This window comes from Novosphingobium sp. BL-52-GroH (assembly GCF_044813085.1).
Taxonomy (GTDB): Bacteria; Pseudomonadota; Alphaproteobacteria; order Sphingomonadales; family Sphingomonadaceae; genus Novosphingobium.
Map to the genome: position 1 here is coordinate 3137015 of NZ_CP171152.1, position 24283 is coordinate 3161297.

The 24283-nt window shown below is 67.6% G+C and carries 20 protein-coding genes; 12 read left to right on the forward strand and 8 right to left on the reverse strand.

Translation table 11 applies throughout. From position 1 onward, the window contains the following. Positions 1-228 precede the first annotated feature (228 nt). From ACFFDA_RS27740 to ACFFDA_RS27750, 3 genes are all read left to right on the forward strand, one after another. Positions 229-1821: a class I adenylate-forming enzyme family protein gene (locus ACFFDA_RS27740; RefSeq protein WP_404480467.1), complete on the forward strand. Its 1593-nt coding sequence runs from the start codon at positions 229-231 to the stop codon at positions 1819-1821. 72 nt (positions 1822-1893) lie between these two features. Continuing rightward, the gene (locus ACFFDA_RS27745; protein ID WP_404480468.1) at positions 1894-2727 is read left to right on the forward strand and encodes an IclR family transcriptional regulator; all 834 of its coding nucleotides are present in this window, start codon (positions 1894-1896) and stop codon (positions 2725-2727) included. A 169-nt stretch (positions 2728-2896) separates the two neighbouring features. Continuing rightward, positions 2897-3931, forward strand: coding sequence for a phosphotransferase family protein (locus ACFFDA_RS27750; RefSeq protein ID WP_404482899.1), 1035 nt, complete (start codon positions 2897-2899; stop codon positions 3929-3931). A gap of 248 nt (positions 3932-4179) precedes the next feature. Here ACFFDA_RS27750 and ACFFDA_RS27755 read toward each other — a convergent pair whose 3' ends face one another. From ACFFDA_RS27755 to ACFFDA_RS27775, 5 genes are all read right to left on the reverse strand, one after another. Further along, positions 4180-5469 carry a cytochrome P450 gene (locus ACFFDA_RS27755; protein WP_404480469.1) on the reverse strand — a complete coding sequence of 430 codons (1290 nt, stop codon included), beginning with the start codon at positions 5467-5469 and terminating at the stop codon, positions 4180-4182. A gap of 1 nt (position 5470) precedes the next feature. Next, positions 5471-6670, reverse strand: a complete 1200-nt coding sequence (locus tag ACFFDA_RS27760; RefSeq protein WP_404480470.1) for an amidohydrolase family protein — start codon at positions 6668-6670, stop codon at positions 5471-5473. A gap of 173 nt (positions 6671-6843) precedes the next feature. Next, entirely contained in the window at positions 6844-8028 is a 1185-nt protein-coding gene (locus ACFFDA_RS27765) for a thiolase family protein (protein ID WP_404480471.1), read from the reverse strand. Next, positions 8025-8426 (reverse strand): Zn-ribbon domain-containing OB-fold protein, encoded by a 402-nt coding sequence (locus tag ACFFDA_RS27770; RefSeq protein WP_404480472.1) that lies wholly within the window; start codon positions 8424-8426, stop codon positions 8025-8027. The genes ACFFDA_RS27765 and ACFFDA_RS27770 overlap by 4 nt, the downstream gene beginning before the upstream one ends. Beyond that, positions 8426-9646 carry a CaiB/BaiF CoA transferase family protein gene (locus tag ACFFDA_RS27775; RefSeq protein WP_404480473.1) on the reverse strand — a complete coding sequence of 407 codons (1221 nt, stop codon included), beginning with the start codon at positions 9644-9646 and terminating at the stop codon, positions 8426-8428. Before ACFFDA_RS27775 ends, ACFFDA_RS27770 begins: the two co-directional genes overlap by 1 nt. A gap of 133 nt (positions 9647-9779) precedes the next feature. Between ACFFDA_RS27775 and ACFFDA_RS27780 the strand changes: the two genes are divergently transcribed. After that, complete coding sequence (locus ACFFDA_RS27780; protein ID WP_404480474.1) at positions 9780-10850, forward strand: aminoglycoside phosphotransferase family protein; 1071 nt, start codon at positions 9780-9782, stop codon at positions 10848-10850. Positions 10851-10965: 115 nt separating this feature from the next. Here ACFFDA_RS27780 and ACFFDA_RS27785 read toward each other — a convergent pair whose 3' ends face one another. After that, positions 10966-13509 carry a TonB-dependent receptor gene (locus ACFFDA_RS27785; RefSeq protein ID WP_404480475.1) on the reverse strand — a complete coding sequence of 848 codons (2544 nt, stop codon included), beginning with the start codon at positions 13507-13509 and terminating at the stop codon, positions 10966-10968. Positions 13510-13844: 335 nt separating this feature from the next. After that, on the reverse strand, positions 13845-14564 hold the full coding sequence (locus ACFFDA_RS27790; RefSeq protein ID WP_404480476.1) for a dienelactone hydrolase family protein: 720 nt from the start codon (positions 14562-14564) through the stop codon (positions 13845-13847). 122 nt (positions 14565-14686) lie between these two features. Here ACFFDA_RS27790 and ACFFDA_RS27795 point away from each other — a divergent pair, with 122 nt between their 5' ends. The 6 genes from ACFFDA_RS27795 (at position 14687) to ACFFDA_RS27820 (ending at position 20745) form a co-directional block, all read left to right on the forward strand. Beyond that, positions 14687-15430: a TonB family protein gene (locus ACFFDA_RS27795; RefSeq protein WP_404480477.1), complete on the forward strand. Its 744-nt coding sequence runs from the start codon at positions 14687-14689 to the stop codon at positions 15428-15430. An 89-nt stretch (positions 15431-15519) separates the two neighbouring features. Further along, a complete protein-coding gene (locus ACFFDA_RS27800; RefSeq protein WP_404480478.1) occupies positions 15520-15960 on the forward strand; it encodes a DUF2721 domain-containing protein in 441 nt (146 codons plus the stop codon). A gap of 139 nt (positions 15961-16099) precedes the next feature. Beyond that, a complete protein-coding gene (locus ACFFDA_RS27805) occupies positions 16100-17365 on the forward strand; it encodes an MFS transporter (protein ID WP_404480479.1) in 1266 nt (421 codons plus the stop codon). A 241-nt stretch (positions 17366-17606) separates the two neighbouring features. Further along, a complete protein-coding gene (locus ACFFDA_RS27810; RefSeq protein ID WP_404480480.1) occupies positions 17607-17969 on the forward strand; it encodes a hypothetical protein in 363 nt (120 codons plus the stop codon). A 56-nt stretch (positions 17970-18025) separates the two neighbouring features. Further along, positions 18026-18736, forward strand: a complete 711-nt coding sequence (locus ACFFDA_RS27815) for a DUF3885 domain-containing protein (RefSeq protein ID WP_404480481.1) — start codon at positions 18026-18028, stop codon at positions 18734-18736. 578 nt (positions 18737-19314) lie between these two features. Next, positions 19315-20745 (forward strand): IS1182 family transposase, encoded by a 1431-nt coding sequence (locus ACFFDA_RS27820; RefSeq protein ID WP_404477461.1) that lies wholly within the window; start codon positions 19315-19317, stop codon positions 20743-20745. Between the two features lie 358 nt (positions 20746-21103). Here the strand turns inward: ACFFDA_RS27820 and ACFFDA_RS27825 are convergent, their stop codons facing one another. Then, on the reverse strand, positions 21104-22864 hold the full coding sequence (locus ACFFDA_RS27825; RefSeq protein ID WP_404480482.1) for a fatty acyl-AMP ligase: 1761 nt from the start codon (positions 22862-22864) through the stop codon (positions 21104-21106). A 150-nt stretch (positions 22865-23014) separates the two neighbouring features. Between ACFFDA_RS27825 and ACFFDA_RS27830 the strand changes: the two genes are divergently transcribed. Then, entirely contained in the window at positions 23015-23608 is a 594-nt protein-coding gene (locus ACFFDA_RS27830) for a regulatory protein RecX (RefSeq protein ID WP_404480483.1), read from the forward strand. Continuing rightward, positions 23609-24100 (forward strand): DUF192 domain-containing protein, encoded by a 492-nt coding sequence (locus ACFFDA_RS27835; protein ID WP_404480484.1) that lies wholly within the window; start codon positions 23609-23611, stop codon positions 24098-24100. The last annotated feature ends 183 nt before the right edge of the window (positions 24101-24283 follow it).

Consider the following 24283-nt stretch of genomic DNA (forward strand, 5'->3'; position numbering starts at 1 on the left):
GTTCACGGTGCCGGTGCGTCGTCGGCAATGGCAAGGCAGTCGGCAGGCGACGCCGCCGGGGCGGTATTCGCAGGGGCGATCCGCAGCCCGATTGCGGCACCGGCGATTATCCTCAATATCGACGACTTATTTCCAATGGCGAATTGATGCCCGGGGAAAACGCCTGCCGTGCAGGTCCCAGCCTGGCGTGATCCTGCATCGGGCGAGCGTGGGAGGGAACGGGAAAAAGTGAGCAGCGACGCATCGCCACCGACTTTTTCGGACTCCGCCGAAGCAGGTACGTTCGCCCGCCTTGTCCGCACTGCCGCGGCCGCCTACGGCGACGCTCCGGCCGTCGTGCTGGAAGATGGCGACGAGGTCGTCGCCACGATCACCTATCGCGCGCTCGACGAACGCTCCGCCCTGCTGGCGCGGGGGCTCGTCGCGCGCGGGATCGGCAAGGGCGCGCGAGTGGGGTTCATCCAGGGCAACGGGCCGGACTTCGCGGTCCTGCTCGCAGCGATCAGCCGGATCGGCGCGGTGGCGGTGCCGATCAGCACGATGATCCGCGCCGGCGAACTGGTGCGGGTGCTGCGCCAGAGCGACGTGCAGGGCCTCGTCGTCCAGCGCACGCTGCTGGGCAAGGACTATGCCCGGCGCATCCTCGACGCGCTGCCCGAGCTTGCAGGGCAGGGCGGCGGCGCGCTGCGGACCACCCAGGCGCCCTACTTGCGCTGGATCGTCTCGGAGGGCGAGGACCTGCCGCCCTGCATCGTCCCGCTCGCCTTCCTGACCGAGGCCGCTGCCAGCGTGTCCGACGAACTGCTGCGCGCGATCGAGAACGAAGTGCATCCCACCGACCAGATGGTGGAAATCTACACCTCCGGTTCGATGGCACTGCCCAAAGGGGTGCGCCATGGCCATGGCCCGGTCTGCTTCCGCAGCCGCACCATGCGCGCGATGATGAACCACGTTCCCGGCAAGCGCGTGCCCTGCGTGCTGCCGATGTTCTGGGTGGGCGGGCTGATGATGTACCTCGTCCCCGGCCTCGAGGCGGGCGCCGTGGTCGTGTGCACCGAGCGGACCTTGTCGAACAGCCGCTTCGCCATGGGCAGCGTCCTGGCCGAGGAGGACCTCGCGCTGATCCGGGGCCCCCGCCCCTGGTGGGGCCTGGGCATGAGCGAGACGCTGGGGCCCTATTCGTGGGGCGACGACTTCCGCGCGCCGGGGCATCCCGTCTGCGCGCCGATGGACCACTTCGCCCCCGGCTACGAGATCCGCATCGCCGATGCCGCCAACCACCCGGTCGCCGCGGGCGAAGTCGGCGAGATGCAGGTGCGCGGCTATCCCGTTGCCGACGGCCTGCACAAGATCGAGAGGGCCGAGCACTACACGCCCGACGGATACTACCGCACCGGCGACCTGTGCACGATCGAGGAGCGGGCCGAAGGCCGCCGCGTCCATTTCGTCGGGCGCGGGGGCGACATGATAAAGGTGGCCAGCTCGAACGTCTCGCCCGCCGAGGTGGAGATGGAACTGCAGGCGCTCACCGGGGTCCACAGCGCCTATGTCGTGGGCATTCCGGACAAGGAGCGCGGGTCGCTGCTGGTCGCCGCCGTGGTCCCGCGCCAAGGGGCGGACCTCGACTTCGCCGCCATCGAGGCGGAGCTTCGGCGCCGGCTGTCGAGCTACAAGGTGCCGCGCGCCTACGTCCGGCTGGCGCGCGAGGAAGTGCCGCTGCTCCATTCCAACAAGGTCGCCCGGCGCGACGTGGCCAGGCTGGTCGAGGAGAGGCTGGTCGAGGAGAAGCTGGCGGGGGAGGCGCCGCCGTCGTCACGATGACGAACAGGCGCGGCTATTGACGAACCCGGAGACTTGCCGATAGGCCGGGCATTCGAAATAGCGAAAGAACCCATGTCGCGTTCCTCCCCAGGCGTGGCCCGCGTGGCCGCCATCCTCAACTTCATCGCCGACCATCCGGGGCAGGCCTTCGCGCTGACCGACCTCGTGCGCGCCCTGAAGCTGAGCCGGGCGACCTGCCACGCGCTGCTGACCGGGCTGGTCGACGTGGGCTATCTCTACCGCACCACCGACAAGACGTACGTGCTCGGCCCCGCGCTTGCGGCGATCGGGCGCACGGCGGCGGACCATTTCTCGCCACTGCAGGTCGCCCAGCCCGAAATGCGCAGTCTGGCCGACGAGTTCGACGTGGTCTGCGGCGCCTATTTCCTCGAAGGCGACGTCATCCACTTGCGCGAGCGGGCGGCCTCTCTCAGCCACATCGGCTACCCGGTGCCGTTGGGCACGCGCATGCCGCTGCGCTGGATACAGGCCACCGTCTACTACGCCCGCGCCCCTCGCGACGCCGAAGCCTGGGCGGCTCGCATCGACCCGCCGCTCGGTGACGACCAGTTGACCCAGTTTCGCGCCGCGCTCGAGTTCGTGCGCGACGAGGGCTTCGTCGCCCTGGTCCGCAGGCCGGGCGTGGAGGAAGGCGTCGGCATGCGCTCCGGGACCGAGGACCCGCCGGTGGTGCCCCAGGTGACGATCGAGCCGGAACGCAGCTACCCGCTGATGGCGCTGATGGCGCCCATCTACGACAGCCGCAATCGCGTGATGATGGCGCTGGTCATGGCGGGTTTCCACGGCGCCATGGACGGCAGTGCCCTCAGCGCGGCAGGCCACCGCCTCGCCCAGACCTGCGAGCGCATCTCCAGCTTCATCTCCGGTCGCGGCGACGCCGGCTGACGAGGTCAGGCAGTCCGCGTAGCGCCGCGGACTGCGTTCTACCTTCCCGCTGAAATCCTGCCCCGGCGAGGGGCGCCTCGCTTGACCGGACGTCGCTGTCGTTTTACAAATAGGGGAAAATAAATTCGCAATATAGAAAAATAGCAATGGGAGAGAGGCCTTGTCGGACGTGATCGTCGCCCCTGAGACGCGGGACCTGGAGGAACTGGCGGCCCGGCTCGTGCACTGGCTCTCGGGCCGCTTGGCGGGCGCCACCGGGATCGCCGTCACCGACCTCGCCTATCCGCGCGGCGCCGGGCAGAGCCACGAGACGGTGCTGTTCGATGCGCACTGGAGCCAGGGCGGTCGTGACCATTCCCAGGGCTGCGTCGTGCGGATCAAGCCCGGGGCCTTCACTGTCTTTCCCGACGACCTGTTCGACGAGCAGTACCGGGTGATGAAGCTGCTGGCGCAGGAAAGCGATGTCCGCGTCGCGCGCCCGCTGTGGTTCGAGGAGGACCCCGCGGTGCTCGGCAACGCCTTCTTCGTGATGGAGAGGAAGCGGGGCCGCGTGCCCGTCTCGATCCCGGCCTATGCGCGCGAGGGCTGGCTGCACGACGCCTCTCCCGACCAGCGCCGGACGCTGTGGCGCAATGCCGTCGCGCAGCTCGCGCTGATCCAGCGGGTGCCCGTCTCCCGGCTCGGCTTCCTCGCGGGCGCGGCGGGGACCGGGCTGGCGCAGGAGTGGGACAAGTACCGCCGCTTCACCGCCTGGCTCGAGGAGACCGCTCCCCAGCCGGTCCTGCGCGATGCCCTCGTCCGGCTCGAGGCCGCGTGGCCGGCGCACGATCCCGAAGGCCTCGTCTGGGGCGACGCGCGGATCGGCAACATGATGTTCGACGACGATTTCCGGGTCGTCGCGGTGATGGACTGGGAGCAGCCCTCGCTCGGCGGCGCGCTGCACGACCTCGCCTGGTTCTGCACCCTGGGCGAAACCATGCACGGCAGGAGTTCGACCCACGGCGCGTATCTCGAAGGCATGGGCACCCGCGACGAGACGGTGGCGTTGTGGGAGGAGATCGGCGGCAAGTCCGCGGCGGGGCTGGAGTGGTACGAGGACTTCACCCACTTCAAGATGACCTGCACTGGCGTGCGCCTCGGCCACTTGCGCGGCACCCCGACGATGGACGAGGCGGCGATGCGGCGACGGCTGAAAGTGGCGTGAGCGGCGCTGGACGGTGAGGGCAGGTTTACACGGTTTACACGGTCCAGGGGGAAGGTGTCCCCCGGGCGTGGGCGGGCGCGCCGACGGGGGGTGCGTTCCGGTTGTCGGGTTCGACGAGGGGGCCATCGCGGAACGATAACCCGATCGCGCAAGTGTAGGAAAGCGGACCGATCCTCCCCGTCGCACAGCGCCGCGGAAGATCGGTGCCGGCGCTTTCGCGCAGCGTTCCTTGTTGCGGAACCCCGCGCTTACCGCAGCAGCACGGGCAGCCCCGAGACCCCCTGCTGCTCCAGCCCGCCGGTCATGAAGGGCGCCGGTGCATCCGGGTCGAGGCGCAAGTGCGGGAAGTGGTCGAGCAGGGCGTTGATGCCGCGGTTGATCTCGACCCGGGCGACGTTCATGCCCAGGCAGCGGTGGGTGCCGAGGCCGAAGGCCATGTTGCTCTTTCTGGGGCGGAACAGGTCGTATTCGTCGGGCCGTTCCCAGCGCGCCGGATCGCGGTTGGCGGGGCCGAGGCCGAGTTCCAGCACCGCGCCTGCGGGGATGTGCTGGCCGAACAGCTCCACGTCCTTCGTCACCATGCGGTAGAAGTACGGCGCGGTGGGATTCCAGCGCAGGCTTTCCTCGATGGCATCGTCGACCAGCGCGCGGTCGGCGCGGACGGCTGCGAGTTGCTCCGGGTGCGTCAGCAGGGCGAACAGGGCGATGCCCATCTGTCGCCACGACGTGCCGCCGCCGGCCACCATCACCAGCTTGACGTGGGCGAGGATCTCGCGGTCGGTCAGGGGGCGCGGCGCATCGCCGGGGATCTGCAGCGTCATGCCCAGCAGGAAGCTGACGAGATCGTCCCGCGGCTCGGCGCGGCGGCGCTCGACGAGGCCGAGCACAGTGCTCTCGACGATCCGGGCATTGGCGATGCGCTGCTCCATGGTCACCGTGCGGCTGGCACTGGTGGAGTTGAGATAGGCATGGCGGAAGCGCAGCGCTTCGTCGCCGTCGAGGCCGATCGCGGTGGTGATCGTGTAGACCGGGATGCGCGCGCAGTAGTCGAGGTTGAGGTCGGCGCGGGTCCCCGTCGCCATGCGTGCGATCAGGCGCTCGATGATCGTGTCGATGGTGTGCTCGCGCCACCAGCCCATCGCCTCGGGCATGTTGAACCTGGGCTGGATGGTGCGGCGGTAGGCGCGATGGACCGGCGGGTCCATCTCGAGGATGCCCATGGACTTCTCGCCCGCCGGGTTGTCGTGGCCCTGCACCGAATTGGAGAAGGTCGCGGTGTCGCGCAGGGCCGCCTCGCAGGCCTCGTAGGACAGCACCGTCCAGTGCGGCCGCCCGGCCGCGCGGGCGTGGCGCTCGTGCGGCGGCAGGCCCAGCAGTTCGCGCAGCCGTCCGGCGAGGACCGGGCCGCGCGCGCGCAGGGCATGGACTGCCGGCATGATCGCGGCGACGTCGACCCAGTTGCCCACCGACTCCGCCTCGCGGCGCACGTCGTAGAGTTCCTCGTAGAGCGGGTCGTCGGCGGTGAGGACGTCCAGCATGTCAGTCGAGCCCCAGCAGCTTGCGCGCGTTGTCGTGGATGATGGCGCGCACGTCGGCTTCGGGCACGCCGGCGAAATCGCGCAGGATCACCTCGCGCGATGTCGGGAAGGTGGTTTCCGAGTGCGGGTAGTCCGACGACCACATGATGTTGCCGCCGCCCGGCAGGTCGCGATTGAGGATGCCGGTGCGGTCCTGGATGAACGAGCCGTAGACGTTCCTGTCCATGTAGTAGCTGGGCGGGTGCTTGAGCTGGCTTTCGGTCCAGAAGCGCTGCCGTTCCCAGGTGCGGGTGATGTATTCGGTATACCAGGCGAACCAGCCGACGCCGCTTTCCATGCTGCCGATGCGAAGCTCGGGGAAGCGATCGAAGATGCAGTTGAAGATGAAGATGCCGATCGGTTCGGCCATCGCCATCTTGCTCATCGGCATGTCGGGGAGGAAGAACGCCTTCTGCCCGAAGCGCGGCACGCGGGCGCCGAGATGGAAGGTGATGACCAGGCCGTGGTCGCAGACCGTCTTCCACAGCCGGTCGAACGCCGGGTCGGAATATTGCAGCGCGCCCTTGCTGTCGCCGGTGAGCGCGGAGACCTGGCCGTCCTTCATGTTGGCGATGCCCGAGGAAGTCTTCCACGCATCCGGGTTCTGCGGGAAGGCGGGCAGGTTGATGGCGCGGAAGCCCTTCCTGGCCAGGCGTGTCACATGCCTGCAGGTCTCCTCGACGTCGCGCATCGGCACGTAGCCGACGGGGAACAGCCGGTCCGGGGCGGCGGACGCGAAGTCCGTCACCCAGTCCTGGTAGGCGACGTAGCTGGCGAGGTAGAGTTCGTTGTCGAACGAGCCGAGCGGGCCGCCGCCGAACAGCAGCGCGGCGTCCATTCCATCCGCGTCCATGTCGGCGAGGCGGGTGGCGGGCTCCCATACGGTGCGCTGGTCGGCGAGGCGGCCCTTCATCTTGAAGTTGCGCCCTTCGCGCCCGGCCTGGTTGTTTATCATCAGGAACGGGCGGCGATTGCCCTCGAAGCAGATGTAGTCGCCGTCCTCGGCGTGCTCGATGAAAGGCGCGCGGTCCCGCAGATGGGCGGGGAGGTAGGTCTTCCACATGTCGTGGGGCGGATCGATGTGGGCGTCGGCGTCGAAGATCGGGCCGTAGGGCCATGGCGTGGCCTTGCCGTCGCTGATGGCCGGATCTGCTTCGCTCATCGTCTGGCTCCTCTCGCGCCGTCTTCGCGGCTTATAAATTCTAAATCGTGAACGTATGATCGCAGTTCCGAATGATTCAGTCAAGATGGAGGTCGCTCGGCCGTGCGTTGCGTTGAGGTCGCGGAGACGGATTGCGGCTCGACCGTGCAAACGCTTCGCCGTCGGCCGAGAGGCTAATCGCGGCGCAGGACCATGGCGCCGTAGCCGTAACCGCCGTTCGAGATCACGCAGGTCCTCGCGTCCCGGACCTGCCGCCCGCCGCCGCGTCCCCACAGTTGCACGGTCGCCTCGTGGATGTGGCCGTAGCCGTGGAAGCGCCCGGCGGAGAGCTGGCCGCCGCCGGTGTTGAGCGGGAGTTCGCCGTCCAGCGCGATCCGCGCGCCGCCCTCGACGAAGCGGCAGGCCTCGCCCGGCGGCACGAGGCCGAGCGCCTCCAGCCACATCCAGACGTGGATCGAGAAGCCGTCGTAGATCTGCGCGCAGTCCATCGCGGCGGGCGTCAGGTCGGTGCGCTCCCACAGCATGCGGCCGGCGCGGCGGGCGGCGGGCATGGCGGTGAAGTCGCCCTCGTGGCGGCCGACCCACAGGCCGCCCACGGCCATGCCCATCGCCTCGATATGGAGCGGCGGATTGCGCAAGTCCTGCCCGGCGTGCCGGTGCGACAGGACGATGGCGGTCGAGCCGTCGATGTGTGAATCGCAGTCGAGCAGCCGCAGCGGCGAGGAGATCACCCGGCTGGCGAGATAGTCGTCGAGGCCGAGCGGCTGGCGGTAGATCGCGTTGGGATTGTGCGCGGCATTGGCGCGGCTGTTGACGGCGATGGCGCCCAGTTGCGCCTCGGTGGCGCCGTACCTGGCGAAGTAGGCCTGCGCGTAGAGGGCGAAGGTATTGACCGGCGAGAGCGCATTGTAGGGCACGGTCCAGGCGTTGTTCCCCTCCACCCGTTCCCGGCCGCCGGCCATGAGCGTGGACGCGCGCGACACGGCCCGCGCCTGCGCCTGCGCGACGCTGCGGAACACCACGACATGGCGCGCGAGGCCGCAGGCGATGGCGGTCACCGCGTTGAAGATCGGCGCCATGTGGCTGAACCCTTCGGCCGAGGCGAGCATCCAGCGCGGCTCGATGCCCAGCACCGCGGCGGCCTCGGACGGGCTTACCGGGGCGATGCCGCCGCCTTCGCCGCTCTTGCCCGGATACGTGGCGATGCCGTCGATGTCGCGGGGGGAGAGTCCGGCATCGGCGATGGCGGCGAGGCAGGCGTCGGCGGTGAGTTGCAGGGCGGTGCGGGGCGAGGGGCGCCCGACCTCCGACTGCGCCGCCCCGGTGATGCACACCAGCTTTTCGGGCAACAGGGTCATGCCGGGTCTTCCCGGAACATCGGCAGCCAGACGTCGTCGTGCCGCTCGAACCCGACCGCCAGCGGCATTCCCACGCGCACCGCCTCGATCGGGGCAAGGACGTTGGTGAAGACGTAGAGCTGCGGCTGCTCGGCCAGTTCGACGACGCCGAACACGAACGGGACGGGCAGGCCCGGCAGCCATGGCTCGTGGTTGACGGTGTAGCTGGCGAGGCGGCCCTTGCCCGATACGACCTCGGGCGAGAGGGCCGCGCCGTGGCACCTGGCGCAGCGGGGGAACGGCGGATGCTGGTAGGTGCCGCAGTCGGCGCAGCGCTGGATGCGCAAGGCCCCGTCCGCGCCCGAAGTCCAGAAGAACGCGGTTTCCGGCTCCAGCCTCGGAAGCTTGCGCGCGGGCATCAGAACACCACGCCCTGCACCTTGAGGTCGATGATCTCGTCCTCCGAGTAGCCCAGCCCGGCGAGCACCGCGTCGCTGTGCGCCCCGAGGTCGGGCGAGCGGGTGGAGGGCAGCGGCGCGCCGTCGAACAGCATCGGCAGGCCGACCATCGGGATCTGCGTGCCGTCGCCGCAATCGATGCGCTTGAGGTAGCCGTTGGCCTGCGCCTGGGCATCGTCCTTCATCTCGCCCACGTCCTGCACGACGTCCCACTGGCCCTGCTGGCGCGAGAGGATCTGCCTCCATTCAGGCAGCGGCTTGCTGGCGAAGAGCGCGGTCACCGCGGCATGGCAGGCCCGGATGTTGCCGCGCCGGGCGGCGGCATCGGCGAAGCGCGGGTCGGCGGCGAGGTCCGGGCGGCCCGCCGCCTCGCAGAACGGTGCCCAGTACTTGTCCGCCTGCAGCATGCACAAGGCCACGAAGCGGCCGTCCGAGGTGCGGTAAGTGCCGACCAGCACGTTGTTGGGCCGGTCGGCGTCGGGCTTGGCGAACTTCTGCACGCCGTCCGCCGTCGCCTGGCAGACGTAGCGCTGCATCGACCACAGCGCGGTGCCCAGCAGCGATACGTCGACGCTCGAGACCTCGCCCGCCAGCGCGCGCCGGGCGATCGCCGCGCAGATCGCGCCCGACAGCATCGCGCCCGAGAGCGTATCGCCGAACGCGGGCCCCGGCGGCCCCACCGGATGCGCCGCATCGACGTCGGTCAGCGCCGACGAGATGCCGCCGCGCGCCCAGAAGGTGATCGCGTCGTAGCCGCCTTTCTCGCGGTCCGGACCGTTGGGCCCCAGCGCGCTGCCGCTCGCGTAGATGAGCCGGGGGAAGGCCGCGCGGATGCTCCCCTCGTCGATCCGCATCGCCCGGCGCGCCGGCGGCAGCAGGTTGGTGAGGAAGACGTCCGCATCCTCCAGCAGCCGGTAGAGCACTGCGCGTCCCGCTTCCTGCTTGAGGTCGAGCGTGACCGAGCGCTTGCCGCGGTTGTAGCTTTCCCAGGAGAAGTCGATCCGCTCACCGCTCGCGCCTCCGCCCAGGCCGCCGATCTGGAGGCCCCGCAGGGGATCGCCGCTCGGCGGCTCGATCTTGACGACGTCGGCCCCCAGGTCCGCGAGCATGCCTCCGCAGGCCGGCACGAACGCCCACATCGCGACTTCGACGACTTTGATACCATCCAGCGGCTTGCCCATGGGCCTCTCGCTCTCCCGAGTCCGGCCTTGAAGCGATGATCGCGTGGCCGTTGAAATTCTCTATTGTGAAGGATGGACCGAAATAGCGAATTAGGTCAAGCCATGCGGAGAAATGGCGGGAAAGGAAGAAGGCATGCCCCAGGGTCTGGAAAAGCGGTTGCCATCGCGGCCGCAGGTCGCGGTTCCGGCCACGCTCGCCGAGGCGCTGGCGCCGCAGTGGCTGGCCGGCGCGCTGGCCGACATCGCGAAAGGGCGGGCGATCGCGGCGGTCGAGCAGGTCGAGGTGATTCGCACCGTCGCCACCAAAGTGCGCTTCGCGGTGACGTTCGACGACGGCGAGAGGCTCGGCCTGTGTCTCAAGGGCCTGCTGGACGTCGACGCGGCGACCGCGCGCGGCGGGCCGACTTGCGTGCTCGAGGCGGAGTTCTACAACAAGGTCGCGCCGGCCGTCGCCGTTCGGGTGCCCGAGTGCGTGGCGACGGTGATCGACCGGGACGCGCAGCGGGCGGTGACGATCATGCGCGATCTGATCGTGGATGGCGCGCGGTTCTGCTCCGCGCTCGATCCCTTCACCGCCGACGATGCGGTGCTCAGCCTGGAGCAATTGTCGCTCCTCCATGCCCGCAGCGACCTGCTTGGCGCCGCCGGCTGGATTCGCCCGCGGGCGGCGGAACTGGCGCAGATGCGCTACGTCACTGCCGAGGCACTGCAGGACCTGCTCGACGGTCCGCGCGGCGACGGCCTTGCCCCCCGGGTGCGCAGCGCGGCCAATCTCGCGGTGGCGATCGGGGAACTGGCGCGGCGCGACGGCGCGCGGCCGCAGTTCCTGGTCCATGGCGACGCGCATGCCGGCAACGTCTTTCGCACCCCGGCAGGCCCGGGCGTGATCGACTGGCAGCTCCTCCAGCGCGGCGGCTGGGCGCTCGACGTCGCCTATCACCTGAACGCGGTGCTGCCGACCGCAGTGGCCGAAGCCGAGGAACGGCGCCTGCTCGGCGAGTACCTGGCGATGATGCGCGCGCACGGCCCGGCGATGCCGGACGCGGAGGCCGCCTGGGCCCAGTACCGCGAGGGCGTGACTTATGGCTACTACTTGTGGTCGATCACCCGGCGCGTCGATCCGCCGGTGATCGTCCAGTTCGTCGACCGGCTGGGCAAGGCGGTCATGCGGCACGACAGCTTCGGGCTGCTCGGGGCCGGGTAGGGCGCCGCTTCCACGAAGAAGCCACGCCCGGGTGGAGGGCGTGGCTCGAGTTGGGCCCTCGCGGGGCCGGGGACCTGCGCGCGCGCCGGCGGCGGGCGCAGGTCCTTGTCGGGGTCTACTGGCCGAAGGCGTATTTCAGGCGCACGCCGTACATGCGCGGCGGGCCGTACATGAAGTCGCCGACGCCCGAGGATTCGAAGCCGCCGCCCGACGTGGTGCGATAGTGCTTGTTGGTCACGTTCTGGGCAAAGGCGACCACGTCGAAGCCGGTGCCGCCGACGTCGCTGATGCCGGCGTTGAGGTTGAGCAGGCCGTAGCCGGGGATCTGGTTGTTGCCGTCGACCATCTGCTTGGCGGTGTAGGTGAAGATCGCCCCGAAGGTCAGTTCGCCCACGTTCTCGCCCAGCGAGACCGAATAGTCGCCCGCGAGCGCCAGCTTGTGCTTGGGCGAATACGTCAGCGGGCCGCCGATCACGCCGCGCGGGATGATCTGCTCGAACGGGCTGTCGGCAGACAGGGTGGGCGCCACCAGGTCCTTCAGCTTGGTGTCGAGGTAGGTATATCCCGCCGAGAGCCGCAGGCCCCGGAACGGGGTGATGCCGGTATCCACCTCGATGCCGCGGATCACCGACTTGCCCGCGTTGATGATCGCCGCGCCGCCGACGAGCCCGCTGCCTTCCTTGGCGATCAGGGCGCCGAAGACCTGCTGGTTGGAGAAGTCGTTCCAGAAGCCGGCGACGTTGAAGTAGCCCGGCACCGCGCCGCGGAAGGTCAGCTTGGCGCCGACTTCGTAGGCCTCGACCTTCTCCGGCAGGGCGGTTTCGAGGCCGGGATTGGTGAAGTTGACGGTGCCCTGGCGATAGCCGCGCGCGTACTTGGCGTAGAGCAGGGTATCGGGCGTCGGCTTGAAGTCGACGTCGATCAGCCAGGTCGGCTTGTTCGACTTGTTGACGATGCGGGTGCCGCAGGCCGACGTGTCGCCGCCGTTGGCCAGCAGGTCCACCGTCGGGTGGTTGAGGACGTCGTTGCAGACGCGGCTGACGGGCAGGGTGCCCAGGCCCGGGATCGTGGCGAGGACGAAGCGGTTGCTTTCCGAATAGCCGTCGATCTTGTCGAAGGTCCAGCGCCCGCCCAGCGTCAGGGCCAGTTGGTCGGTGAAGTTGTAGGTGCCCTGCGCGAAGACGCCGTGGTTGTCGAAGGCCAGCCGGGTGCGCGATTCGGAAATGATCGCGCCCGGAACCGTCACACCGGGCGCGATCGGCACCAGCGGGAGGCCGCCGGCGCAGTCGAGCGTGCCCGGCTCGGCGCAGTTGCCGTAGATGCCGGTGCGCTGCTGGTTCCAGCCGATCGGGCGGCTGAATTCGAGGTAGCCGCCGACCACGAAGTTGAACTTGCCGTCGGCGGAGCGGCCCTGGACCTGCAGTTCCTCGGTGGTCGTCGATTCCGCCGCGGCGTCGTAGCCAGGCTGGGTGCCCAACTGGACGTAGTCGAAGGGCGAGCCCGGCTGCGGACCGCCACGCCCGGCGAAGAAGCGGGTGACGGCGGTGTCGGGCACGAGGAAGTTGTCGCTGTAGAGCTGGAACTGGCTCTGCTCGCGATACTCGCCGTAGCTGGCGATGTTCTTCACCGTGATCGCGTCGCTGGCCTGCCAGGTGGTGGTGTTGATGACCTGCCACTGGCGCAGGAACATGCGCGGGTTGGGGTTGGCGACGTCGACGTCGAGCGGACCGTCGCCGCGTGCGGCCTGGCGGTCGATCTGGTCGCAGGCGGCCAGCGAGGTGTAGTAGCGGGTGAGGCTGCCGCCGGCGAGCGGCGAGGCGGGATTGCGGTCGCAGAACTCGTAGTGCGAGGCGTAGCCGTTGGTGTCCGAGCGGCTGTAGTGGACGATCGTGTAGTTCTCGAGTTCCGGCGTCAGGTCCGCGACCACGCTGAGGCGGCCGTAGAAGTAATTGACGTCGTTGAAGTCCCTGGGACCGATGCCGGACTGGTTCTTCATGTAGCCGTCGCGCTCGTTGCGGTCGATGGCGACGCGGACCCTGAAGGTATCGGCGAGCGGGGCGTTGAACATCGCCTGGATGCGGCGCTGGTCGTAGTTGCCGTAAGTGCCTTCGAGCGAGGCCTCGAGCAGGTCGGTCGGCTTGCTGGGCACCAGCATCACCGCGCCGCCGGTGGTGTTGCGGCCCTGCAGGGTGCCTTGCGGGCCCTTGAGGACCTGGACGTTCTGGAGGTCGGTGAAGGCTCCGGCGCCCACGGTGTTGCCGCCCGCGGTGCCGCCCTGCGCGCGCACGCCCACGACGTCGGCGAAGTAGACGCCCACGGTCGGCGCGGTGGCCGCGTCCTGGTTGAAGCCGCGGATCGAGTAGGTCGACTTCTCGGGACCGTAGCGGGTGTTGACCGAGAGCGAGGGCGTGAAGGCGGCAAGGTCGGAAGCGACCGCGATGTTGCGCTTCTGGATCTGGTCGCCGCTGTAGACGGTCATCGAGATCGGAACGTCCTGCAGGCGTTCCTCGGTGCGGCGGGCGGTGACGATGATGTCGCCCGGATTGATCGCCTCCGAACTTTGCGCCAGCGCCGGCGTCGCCATCGAGGTTCCTGCGCAGGCCACGCCCAGCATCAGCGCGATCCTGAGATTTCCATGCCTGGAGTTGCGTGCAATCATGTCTTTCCTCTCCTCCGGAAACGTTGTTCTCGTTATCGGCCGGGGGTGCGCGGGAGCGGCCGGCTTTGCCGGTCCGTGTGCGTTCGTCGGTGGAGTTTGGTGCAGGGGCACGACGGTTCTATGCGTGGACGAACCCGCATGCGACGCCCCCCGCGTCTGTCCTCTCTCCCTCGTGCCGAATGCCCGGCATCCATTATTGGGCTGGGGAAAGAGTACGATTCCCCGATCCGTTTGCAAGAATAACCAGGCGCGCTTTAGTTCACAATGGTGAAATATAGATCGTGAAAGTGAATATTTTTGTCGCTGTTGCGCAATTGTAACACTTGTTCAGCACTTCATTGCGCCAGGCTGGCCTCCAGGAGGGCGAGAGTGCCGCTCCAGGCAATTCGGTGTGCCGTCAGGTCATAGGCGATCCCCTCGGCGATACCGTCATGGTCGGGGTCGGTGAAGGCGTGGCGGGCCCGGGCGAAGAGGGTCGCCTGGTAGTCCACGCCGGCCGCGTCGAACTCGGCGCGCAGGGTGTCGAACGCGGCGACCGGCGCGTAGGGGTCGCGCCCGCCGGACCACACCGCGACCCGCGCCGTCACCTCCCCGCGCCGCGCCGGGGCATGGGTGTCGAGCAGGCCGTGGAAGCTCGATACGCAGGCCACCCCCGCCCCGCTGCGTGCGAGTTCGAGCACGCACTTGCCGCCGAAGCAGTACCCGATCGCGGCGATGCGCCCGGGATCGACCCCGGGCAAGGCGCGGATCGCCTCGAACCACGCGACGACCCGCGCGCGCAAGGCTTCGGGGCGGGCCAGGATCTCGGCGAAATGGACTCCGGCGGCCTGCGGCGTCGAGAGGTCTGCGCCGCGCCCGTACATGTCGGCGGCGACGGCGAGGTAGCCTGCATCCGCAAGTTCGCGCAGCGCCGCGTCGAAGCTGGGGCCCGGCCCGGTCGCGCCGGGGAACACGAGCACGCCCGGCCAGGCGCCGGGACCGCGCGGACGCGCCAGGTAGCCTTCGAGGGCGACGCCATCGTGGAGGCAGGGGAGGGGTTCGAACGGGTCGGTCATCGCTGCTCTCCTGGGCGCTCGATCGTCGCATATGGGAATGAATCGACGGAATAGGGAATGATCGGACCGGCCCGCCTTGTCAAAGGTTGCGCCCACTTGCCCGCTCGTGCGATCTGCAGGCGATGACGCGGTTCCCATCCCGTGCCGATCGCCGGCCGCGCTGGAGCGTGGCGGGCGTGGTGCTGCTCATCCACGTCGTGCTCGTCGCGGGGCTGGTCCGCGCCTTCACCCCGGACATCGCGGCGCAGGCGGTGCGCGCGGTGACGCAGGCCTTCACCGTTACCGTCGAGCCGCCACCCCGACCCGAGCCGCCCCCCGTGCCTTCGCCCGCCCCCGCGCCGCGCCCTGCGGCGCCCCGCGCGGAAGGGGCCGCCGGTGCGCCCGGGCGCCAGGCCGACCCGCGCGAGGTCGCTGCGCCGAAAGCGCCCCTCGTCGTCACCCCGGTGCAGGCCCCGCCGGTCGCGGGCAAGGGCGCGGCGAATGCGTCCGGCGCGCGCGAGCAGGGCGACGGCACCGGCGCTGCAGGCGAGGGGAGCGGGATCGGCGCCGGCGCGCGCGGCAGCGGGGCTGGCGGCGCCGGGTCGGGCTCGCCGACGGTCAAGATCGCGGGCGAGATCAATTCGGCGAAAGACTATCCGCGCGCCAGCCGCGACTTGCGCATCGGTGCCTCGGTGATGATCGATATCACGGTGGGCACCGAGGGCCGGGTCGAGGGCTGCCGGATCGTCCAGCCGAGCCCCGATCCGAAGGCCGACCGGATCACCTGCGACCTGGCGACCAGGCGCTTCCGTTTCCGCCCCGCGCTCGACCCCTCGGGCACGCCGGTCACGGCGGTCTATCGCTGGCGGCAGCGCTGGTTCTATTGAGCGCGATCCTGCGCGATCTGCGGATAACGGCCCCGGACCCGTCGCAAAGGGCCTGTGACGAAGGCGCGTAATATTGCATGAGGGACGCCATGATCGTCCAGACCATCCAGCTTGCCCTGACGCCGGTTTTCGTGCTGGTCGCCATCGGCAACATCCTCAACATTCTCTCGACGCGGCTGGGCCGCGTGGTCGACCGCGCGCGCATCCTGCAGGAGCGGCACGGCTCGACCCAGGGCACGCAGCACGACATGGTGGTCAGCGAGTTGCGCCTGGTCCACCAGCGCATGACCCTCATCACCCTGGCGGTGCGGTTCATGGTGCTCTCCGCGCTGGCGATCGGCGTCACGGTGGCGGTGCTGTTCCTTTCGGGCCTGAGCGGGTTCGACTGGCACACCGCGGCGGCGATGACCTTCCTCGCCTCGATCGTCCTGCTGCTGGTCGCGCTCGTGCTGTTCCTGCGCGAGACGCAAGTGGCAGCCAAGGCACTGGAGATCCCAAGCGACTACCTCGAACTGCACCGCGAGATCTGAAGGCCGCCATCGCCGAGGGCTTGCCCCTGGGCGACTGCCGCCATCGCCGAGGGCTTGCCCCCGGGCGACTGCCGTCATCGCCGCGGCGGTTGGAGATTGCGCCGATTGCCCTAGTGTCGCCGCACAAGAGGAGAGGCACATGGGGGCACGGACCGCGGATACGCTGGAGGAGTGGAAGCGCGGCTGGCCGATCGTCGTCGCGGCGATGGCGGGCTTCTCGTTCTTTTCCGTGCTGCTGTCGGCGACCGGGCTGTTCATCGCGCCGCTGGAGCGCGAATTCGGGTGGGACCGCGCCACGCTCTCGATGGGCCCGGCGATCGCGACGGCCGTCACCGCGCTGCTCTCCCCGTTCTACGGCGCGCTGATCGATCGTTTCGGCTCGCGGCGGCTGGGGCTGCCGGGGGTGGCGCTGACGATGGGGGCGACCTGCATGTTCGCCTTCGCCAGCGGCTCGAAGGCGCAGTGGGTGGCGATGTGGCTGGTCTTCGGCCTGATCCTCACCGGCATCAAGTCGACGATCTGGACCACTGCCGTCGCCGGCGCGTTCAGCAAGGGGCGCGGCCTGGCCCTGGGCCTTGCGGTGACCGGCCCGGCCATCGCCCAGACGCTGGTGCCGCCACTCGGCAATTTCCTGATCGAGAGCTTCGGCTGGCGGGCGGCCTACGTATGGTTCGGCCTCGGCTGGGGCGGGGTGACGCTGGTGCTGTGCTGGCTGTTCCTGACCGACGCGCACGACCGCAAGGCCAAGGCGGCGAAGGCCGGGCGGGAAGGTGCCCGCGCGCCCGCGCATCCGGTCGTGATCCTGCCGGGCCTCACGCGCCACGAGGCACTGCGCAGCGTGGCGCTGTGGCAGGTGGCGGTGTCCTCGTTCATCGTGATGATGATGACGATCGGGCTGGCCATGCACCTTTTTCCGATCCTCACCGAAGCCGGCGTGCCGCGCGGGCAGGCGGCATGGCTGCTTTCGCTCGGCGGCATCGCGGGGATCGTCGGCAAGCTGGTGACGGGCGCGCTGCTCGACCGCTTCGCGCCCAACTGGACCGGCAGCCTGACCATGGGCGTGACCGCGGTGACGTTCGCGGTGCTGATCTGGTGGCTCGATTCGATACCCGCGCTGGCCTTCGCCCTGGTGGTCAACGGCTATGCGGCGGGCTCCAAGACGCAGATCACCGCGTTCCTCACTGCCGGCTACGCAGGCATGCGCAATTTCGGCATGATCTACGGCGCGATGTCGGCGCTGGTGGCGCTGGCCTCGGGGCTGGGGCCATGGATCGCGGGCAAGGTCTACGACGTCGCGGGCAACTACGAGCCGTTCCTGTGGGCGGGCGCGATCGCTTGCGCGCTGGGCGGAGCCCTGCTGCTGGCCCTGCCGCCGATGCCGGATCGGGAGGCGGAGCGAGCTTAGGCACGCGCGGACATTCCATGGCGCCTTTCCGGTTCCGGCCCACAGCAGCCGTTCGCGACAGGGAGGATCGGAGCAGGTCGCCCACCACCACCAACGCGAAATTCCGGACAGGCTGCGAGCGCCCCGTTGTGGACATAGATCATCGCGTTATGCTGCAGGCATGAAACGGACAGCAGTGGTATATCTGAGTAACGAGAAACTCATCGTAGCCCCTGTTATTCGAACCTCGAACGGGGTTGGCTTGGAAGTCGATCCTATCCGAGTAAATGAGCCAACTGACAACGTGGCCATTCGAAATGGCCTGATCAAAGCTCTTGAGGGTTCTCAGCGGATCGTGCCTCATCCCTCACAAGATCAGTGGACGGGATTCTTTAAGCCGTTTCATGACGCGGCAGGCGTCAGAAGTTTCAAGGCATTCATGAAGAATGCTAGATGCATCTATATTGATGCGGCTGACGATCATATTCGTCTTACACCGCTTCGAAATCTTGGCGCTCGCGGCGGCTTCGAGGAAATGGCAGACGCGGCAATCAGCATGTCGCCAGGCGATATGGATGGTGCTGCCTTTGCTATACAAAAACTATTGACCGAGAACTGCAGCTAGCCACCCCTTTGGGCCAATTAGGAGGCAGCGGGCTGGGCTCGACAGCGGCCTGTACGGTGCCCGCCGGTCAGGAAGAATTGCAGCCCGACCGCGAACGCCCCATTGCGGACGTTGCAATCTGCCGTTCCATCTGCCTACTTAAATCTATGAATATCGCCTCAATTGATCATCTGTGGTCTAGCCTGTGGGAGACGCGCTTCGTCGCCGGGAAGGCTCGGATGCGGTTCGAGTTGGGCGGCGAAGAGTTCGATAATACCGTCCAGCAAGTTCCTCGCTTTCTTCAAGCCCATCGTCGAGCATCTGCCATGGCTGACGCGCTGTTCACCGAAAGCTGCGTGGCAGTGGTTGCTTGGAATGGACAAGCGCCATCTCCAGCGGGACTCCATGACGAAGTGACGGACGGATTTTCTGCCTTGCAATCTACGGGATTTGACAGGCCGCCAATAAGCGAATGGCAGGCAACGCTTTATCCTGACCCAGATGATGAGGCGTATGTATGGACATTGCGCAGCTATAATCTGGGACAAGACAAGCTAGCTCGAGACACTATTCTTTGGCACGCCGTTGCCTGCGAGATGGCCATCTATCCGAGCGCTCCGGTCGTAACTTTCCTACTTAATCCTTTTGAATCAGTGATGTTGCATGTCTACGATGACCGAGGAATGGACGTGCTCGCATTTGAGCCAGCCAAGCTTTATGGAATTCACACCGATTTCGCCGATTGGCTTCTCGACCATGACCGTGAACGGATGGAGGAGCTGTTCTAAAACTTATGGCAGCAATCCACCCCTTCCAGCCTCTCCCGCCGCTGCCTTGGCCGTCTATCAGCGGAACGGCAGTTTAGCCCGGCGCGGCAAGAAAAGCGGTCTGGCGGCTCGCGCCCATTTGCGGTCATTGCCGGCCTCATTGACATGAGCCGTAAGCCAGCGTTCAAGCGGATGCTCAAGGCAGTGTGCGGAGCAGTTTAATGGAGCGGGTAAAAGGTTACGTCAGCCCAGACGGCCTCAGAAAGCTGGATATCTTTAAAAAATCCAGCGGTCTGTTTCAATTCGAAGAGTCCGTCGTCGAACTGATAGTGGAACCCGATGCTGAGTATTTCGAAGAGGGTACGACCTATTGGGACTGCACGCACTCTTCTGGACTGCACGCACTCTTCTGGACTGCACGCAAGCCTAGAGGAGGCCGACACGGAGGCAAAAGCCTCACTGCTGTGGTTACGTGAGGGCAAGTATCTGTCGGCCTGAAATAGCGATATCCTTGGTCGGAGGAAATGACCGCTTACCACCGAGGCTGTGTGAAAACGCGGTGATCTGCTATGTTTTATGCCTGTTTGGGAAGGCGTGAGATGGGGCGTTTCATCGAGGGTTGTGATCGGCGGGAGGTTCAGCTTCTGCCGGACTGCATTGACGATTACGTTGCCGAGGACAGCCAGGTTCGGGTGATCGACGTGTTCGTCGACGAGCTGGACTTGTCAGCGCTAGGCTTTGGCGATGCGGCGGCGACAGGCCGTCCGGGGTACCATCCGGCAACGATGCTCAAGCTCTACCTCTATGGCTATCTCAACCAGGTGCAGTCGAGCCGCCGGCTTGAACGCGAGGCTGGACGCAATCTGGAGCTGATGTGGCTGACAGGCAAGCTGGCGCCCGACTTCAAGACAATCGCAGACTTCCGCCGCAACAGCGGCGAGGCGATCCGGGCGAGTTGCCACCGGTTCGTGGTGTTGTGCCGCGAGCTGGGGCTGATCGCTGGCGGCACCGTGGCGGTGGACGGCAGCCGGTTCAAGGCGGTGAACACGCGCGACAGGAACTTCACCCCTGGAGCAATCCGACGGCGGATGGAGCAGATCGAGGCGAGCATCGAGCGTTATCTCGGCCTGCTCGACACTGCTGACCGGCAGGAGGACGTGGTGGCGCAGGTCCGCACCAAGCGACTTGGCGAACGGCTCGAGGCGCTACGTCGCCAGATGCGCGAGCTTCAGGAGATGGAGCGTGTGGTGGCGGACGCACCTGACCGTCAGATCTCGCTGACCGACCCGGATGCACGGGCGATGGCAAGTGCCGGGAAGGGAACGGGGCTGGTCGGCTACAACCTCCAGGCGGCGGTCGATGCCGACAGTCACATGATCGTGGCGCATGAGGTGACAAATGTCGGTCATGACCGCTCGCAACTGGCGAACATGGGCCGCAAGGCACGCGCGGCGATCGGATCGAACGAACTGACCGTACTTGCCGACCGCGGCTACTTCTCAGGCGTCGAGGTGCTGGCCTGCGAGGAAGAAGGCATTACCGCGATCTGTCCCAGGCCGCTTACCTCCGGAGCCAAGGCTGACGGACGGTTCGGCAAGCAGGACTTCCGCTACGAGCAGGCCACAGACAGCTATCGCTGCCCTGCGGGAGAAACGCTCCCCCGCCGCTTTACCACAGTCGAACATGGCCTGCGGCTCCATGCCTACTGGTCCAGTCATTGCGGCGTTTGCACGATCAAGCCGCAATGCACGACCGGCAAGGAACGGCGGATCAAGCGGTGGGAGCACGAACACGTGATCGAGACGATGCAGGCAAGGCTCGAGCGCATGCCCGACGCCATGCGCGTCCGACGACGAACCGTCGAACACGTGTTCGGCACAATCAAGGACTGGATGGGAAGAAGCCACTTCAAGACCCGGACCCTGGAGAAGGTCGGAACTGAAATGAGCCTCCACGTCCTCGCCTATAACATGAAGCGCGCGATCAACATGCTCGGCGCCCCGAGGATGATCGCGGCGATGAAAGGCTGAGCCGAAGGAGCCACCACGCGCCTGCTACTTCAAAAACAGACAACGCGTTTTCACACAGCCTCCACCCAATCCGGCCGTTCAATGAAAGGTTTCTCGCAATGGCGGCCTCCCAATCAGGTTTAGATTCGCCCAACCCATATAGTGCCGAAACGCTCGTCGTTCGGCGCAGGCGGGACCTCGACCTTGCGGGTGAAAGCGGAACGGCGGGCTGCGCGGGGACGACGGGGATTTCGACGCTTTGATTGGCTCTACCGCCCACTCCCGTTCGTGCAGGCAGTGCCGGGAGGCGAAGAAAGGCACGGAAAAAGGCAGGAAACCCGCCGGGGTCCCCTGCCTTCGCCCTTGTGTCAGTGCCGGATCAGGCGGCCAGCTTGAACGGCTCGATCTCGCCCGAAAGGTAGAGCTTCTTGGCCTTGGCGCGGCTGAGCTTGCCCGAGCTGGTGCGCGGCAGGCTCTTGGGCGGAACCAGTTCGACCACGCAGTTCATGCCGGTGATCGAGCGCACCTTGTCGCGGATCATCTCGCGCAGTTCCAGGCGCTTGACCGGGTCCGAGACGCGGCAGTGGACGAGCACGGCGGGGGTTTCCTCGCCATTGTCCATCTCTACCGAGAAGGCGGCGATGTCGCCATGGTTGAAGCCCGGTAGCTGTTCCACGGCCCATTCGATGTCCTGGGGCCAGTGGTTCTTGCCGTTGATGATGATCATGTCCTTGGCGCGGCCGACGATGAACAGGTAGCCGGCGGCCATGTAGCCCATGTCGCCGGTGTCCAGCCAGCCGTCGATCAGGCACTCGGCCGTCGCCTCGGGATCGCGGAAGTACGAATGCATGACCGAGACGCCGCGGCACCAGACCTTGCCGATCTTGTGATCGGCGAGCGACGCGCCGTTCTCGCCCCGGATCACCACTTCCATGTCGCGCACGGGCTTGCCGCAGTTGACGATGGCGCGATAGCGGGCCGGGCGGCTGAGGTCGCGCGGGGCTCCCGACAGGCGCTCTTCCTCGACCAGCTCGACGCGGATGCCTTCGCCCGGCGGCATGATGGTGACTGCCAGCGTCGCTTCGGCCAGGCCGTAGCTTGGCAGGAACGCGCTGGCCTTGAAGCCGGCGTCGGCGAAGGCGTTGACGAAGTTCTGCATGACGTCGGGGCGGATCATGTCGGCGCCGTTGCCGGCCAGCCGCCAGCGCGACAGGTCGAAGCGGTCCGACACCGGGCTCTGGCTGGATATGCGGCGTGCGCAGATGTCGTAGCCGAAGGTCGGCGAATAGGACACCGAGGTGCCCTGGTTGCGGGTAATCATGTCGAGCCAGGCCAGCGGCCGGCGCGCGAAATCCTCGGTCTTGAGGTAGTCGGCCGAGACCTGGTTGGCGATCAGCGACAGGAAGCAGCCGACCAGGCCCATGTCGTGGTACCACGGCAGCCACGAGATGCAGCGGTCGGCCGGCGCCAGCTCCATGCCGTGGCTGTGGCTGGCCAGGTTCGAGAGCAGCGAACGGTGGGTGACCGCGACCCCGTGCGGGAAGCGCGTCGAGCCCGAGGAGTACTGCAGGTAGCAGATGTCTTCGGGATCGGCCCTGGGCAGGTCGACCACGGGGGCGTCCTTGGCCGCGAAATCGGCCCAGGTCGCGTGATCGCAGCCCTGGCGTCCGGCGGCCGCGGCGGTCATCGCGGCGATCTCGTCCGGGCCGATCAGCAGGACCGGGTCCGAGCTGGCGAGCTGTACGCCGAGCTGGTCGATGTAGTTGTCCTTGCCGCCGAAGCTGGTGGGCAGGGGCAGCGGCACCGGCCAGGCGCCGGCGTAGACCGCGCCGCAGAACAGCGCCGCGAAATCGGGCCCGGTCTCGGCGATGAGGGCGACGCGATCGTCCTTCTTCACCCCGCGCGCGATCAGCGCGTGGGCGACCGCGATGGCGTCGGCCCGCAGTTCGCTGAACGGATAGACCCGCGTGAGCGTGCCGCGCGGGTCGTGGAAATTGAAACCGCGCCGGCCCTTTGCGGCATAGTCCAGGGCGTCGCCGAAGGTGGCGAAATCGGCGAGGATGCGCTCGTGCGTGTCCTCGTTGGGGGTCGGTATAAGTGCCTGACCCGTATTCGGCACCATGCTGATGGTGTCGGCCATGTTTTCTAACCCGTTGTTGTTATACCGTTAACTGCACAAGACCGGCGCTTCTAGCCGGCCCATCCTGAACCGGAGTTAGCTGCGTCCGCGTCCCTTACGGTCCCGCGCACTCTCCCCAATCCTGCCTGAGTGTGGCACGAATAGGGCAACATGTCGGACAAGCGTCGTAATCCACAACCCCTGAACCCGGCTCGCCTGGAGGAACTGGCGCTGGCCTATGTCGCGCGATTCGCGACGACGCAAGGCAAGTTGCGGCTTTATCTCCAGCGCAAGCTGCGCGAGCGGGGATGGGACGAGGGGGGCGTTCCGGCGGTGGAGGAACTGGTCGGGCGCTATGCCGAACTGGGATACGTCGACGATGCCGCCTGGGCCAGGATGAAGGCGGGCAGCCTGCTGCGGCGCGGCTACGGCGCGCGCCGCGTGGGCGAGGCGCTGGGCCAGGCGGGCGTCGACGAGGACGTGTGCCGCGAGACCCGACCCGACCGGGGCGAGCAGCGGCAGGCCGCGCTGGTGCTCGCGCGCCGGCGCCGCTTCGGACCGTTTTCGGTTCATGCGCCCGAAAGCCACGACGATCCACAGCGGCGCGACGATCCCGGGGGCCGGGACGATTCCAAAGTGCGCGACAGGCAGCTGTCGGCGATGCTGCGGGCCGGGCACCCGCTCGACATCGCCCGCAGGATCGTCGAGAGCGACGATGCCGGCGCGCTCGAGGAGTGGGCCGAATCTGGATTTGGAGACGATTGAATGCGCCTGACCCGCAGCAGCCTTGCCGCAGCCCTCGTGCTGGCCTTCGCCGCCTGTTCGCAAGGCGGTCCGGACGCCACGGCCAAGCCCTCGGCGAGCCAGGCTGCGGTCCATCCCGAATCGGGGCTGCGGGTGATCCCGCTCAAGGTGAAGTCGGCCAACGGCGCCCACGCCTTCCGGGTGGAAGTCGCCACGAGCGCGCAGGAGCAGGCCAAGGGCCTGATGTTCCGCACCCAGATGGGGGCGGACGAGGGGATGATCTTCGTCAACAACCCGCCGCGCCGGGCCGCCTTCTGGATGCGCAACACGGTGATCCCGCTGGACATCCTGTTCATCGGCACCGACCACCGCGTGCTCAACATCGCCGCCAATGCCGTGCCCTATGACGAGACCCCGCTGCCGTCGGACGGCGTGACCGCGGGCGTGCTCGAACTCAATGGCGGCCGCGCGGCTCAACTGGGCATCAAGGCCGGCGACAAGGTCTCCTGGTAAGCAGCCCGGACCGGCGTTGCCGCCCGATTTGCGGGGGCGGCAGGGATGACGTTTGGCTTCTGGGCCGCCCGCGCCTTGCAAGGAAGCGAACGTCGAAATGCGCCGAGGCTGGGCGAAGGCGTCCCGCCATACCGGGAGGGCGTCCAGCGCCGGCCTTCGCCGGGGGAGCGGGTTCCCGCCTTC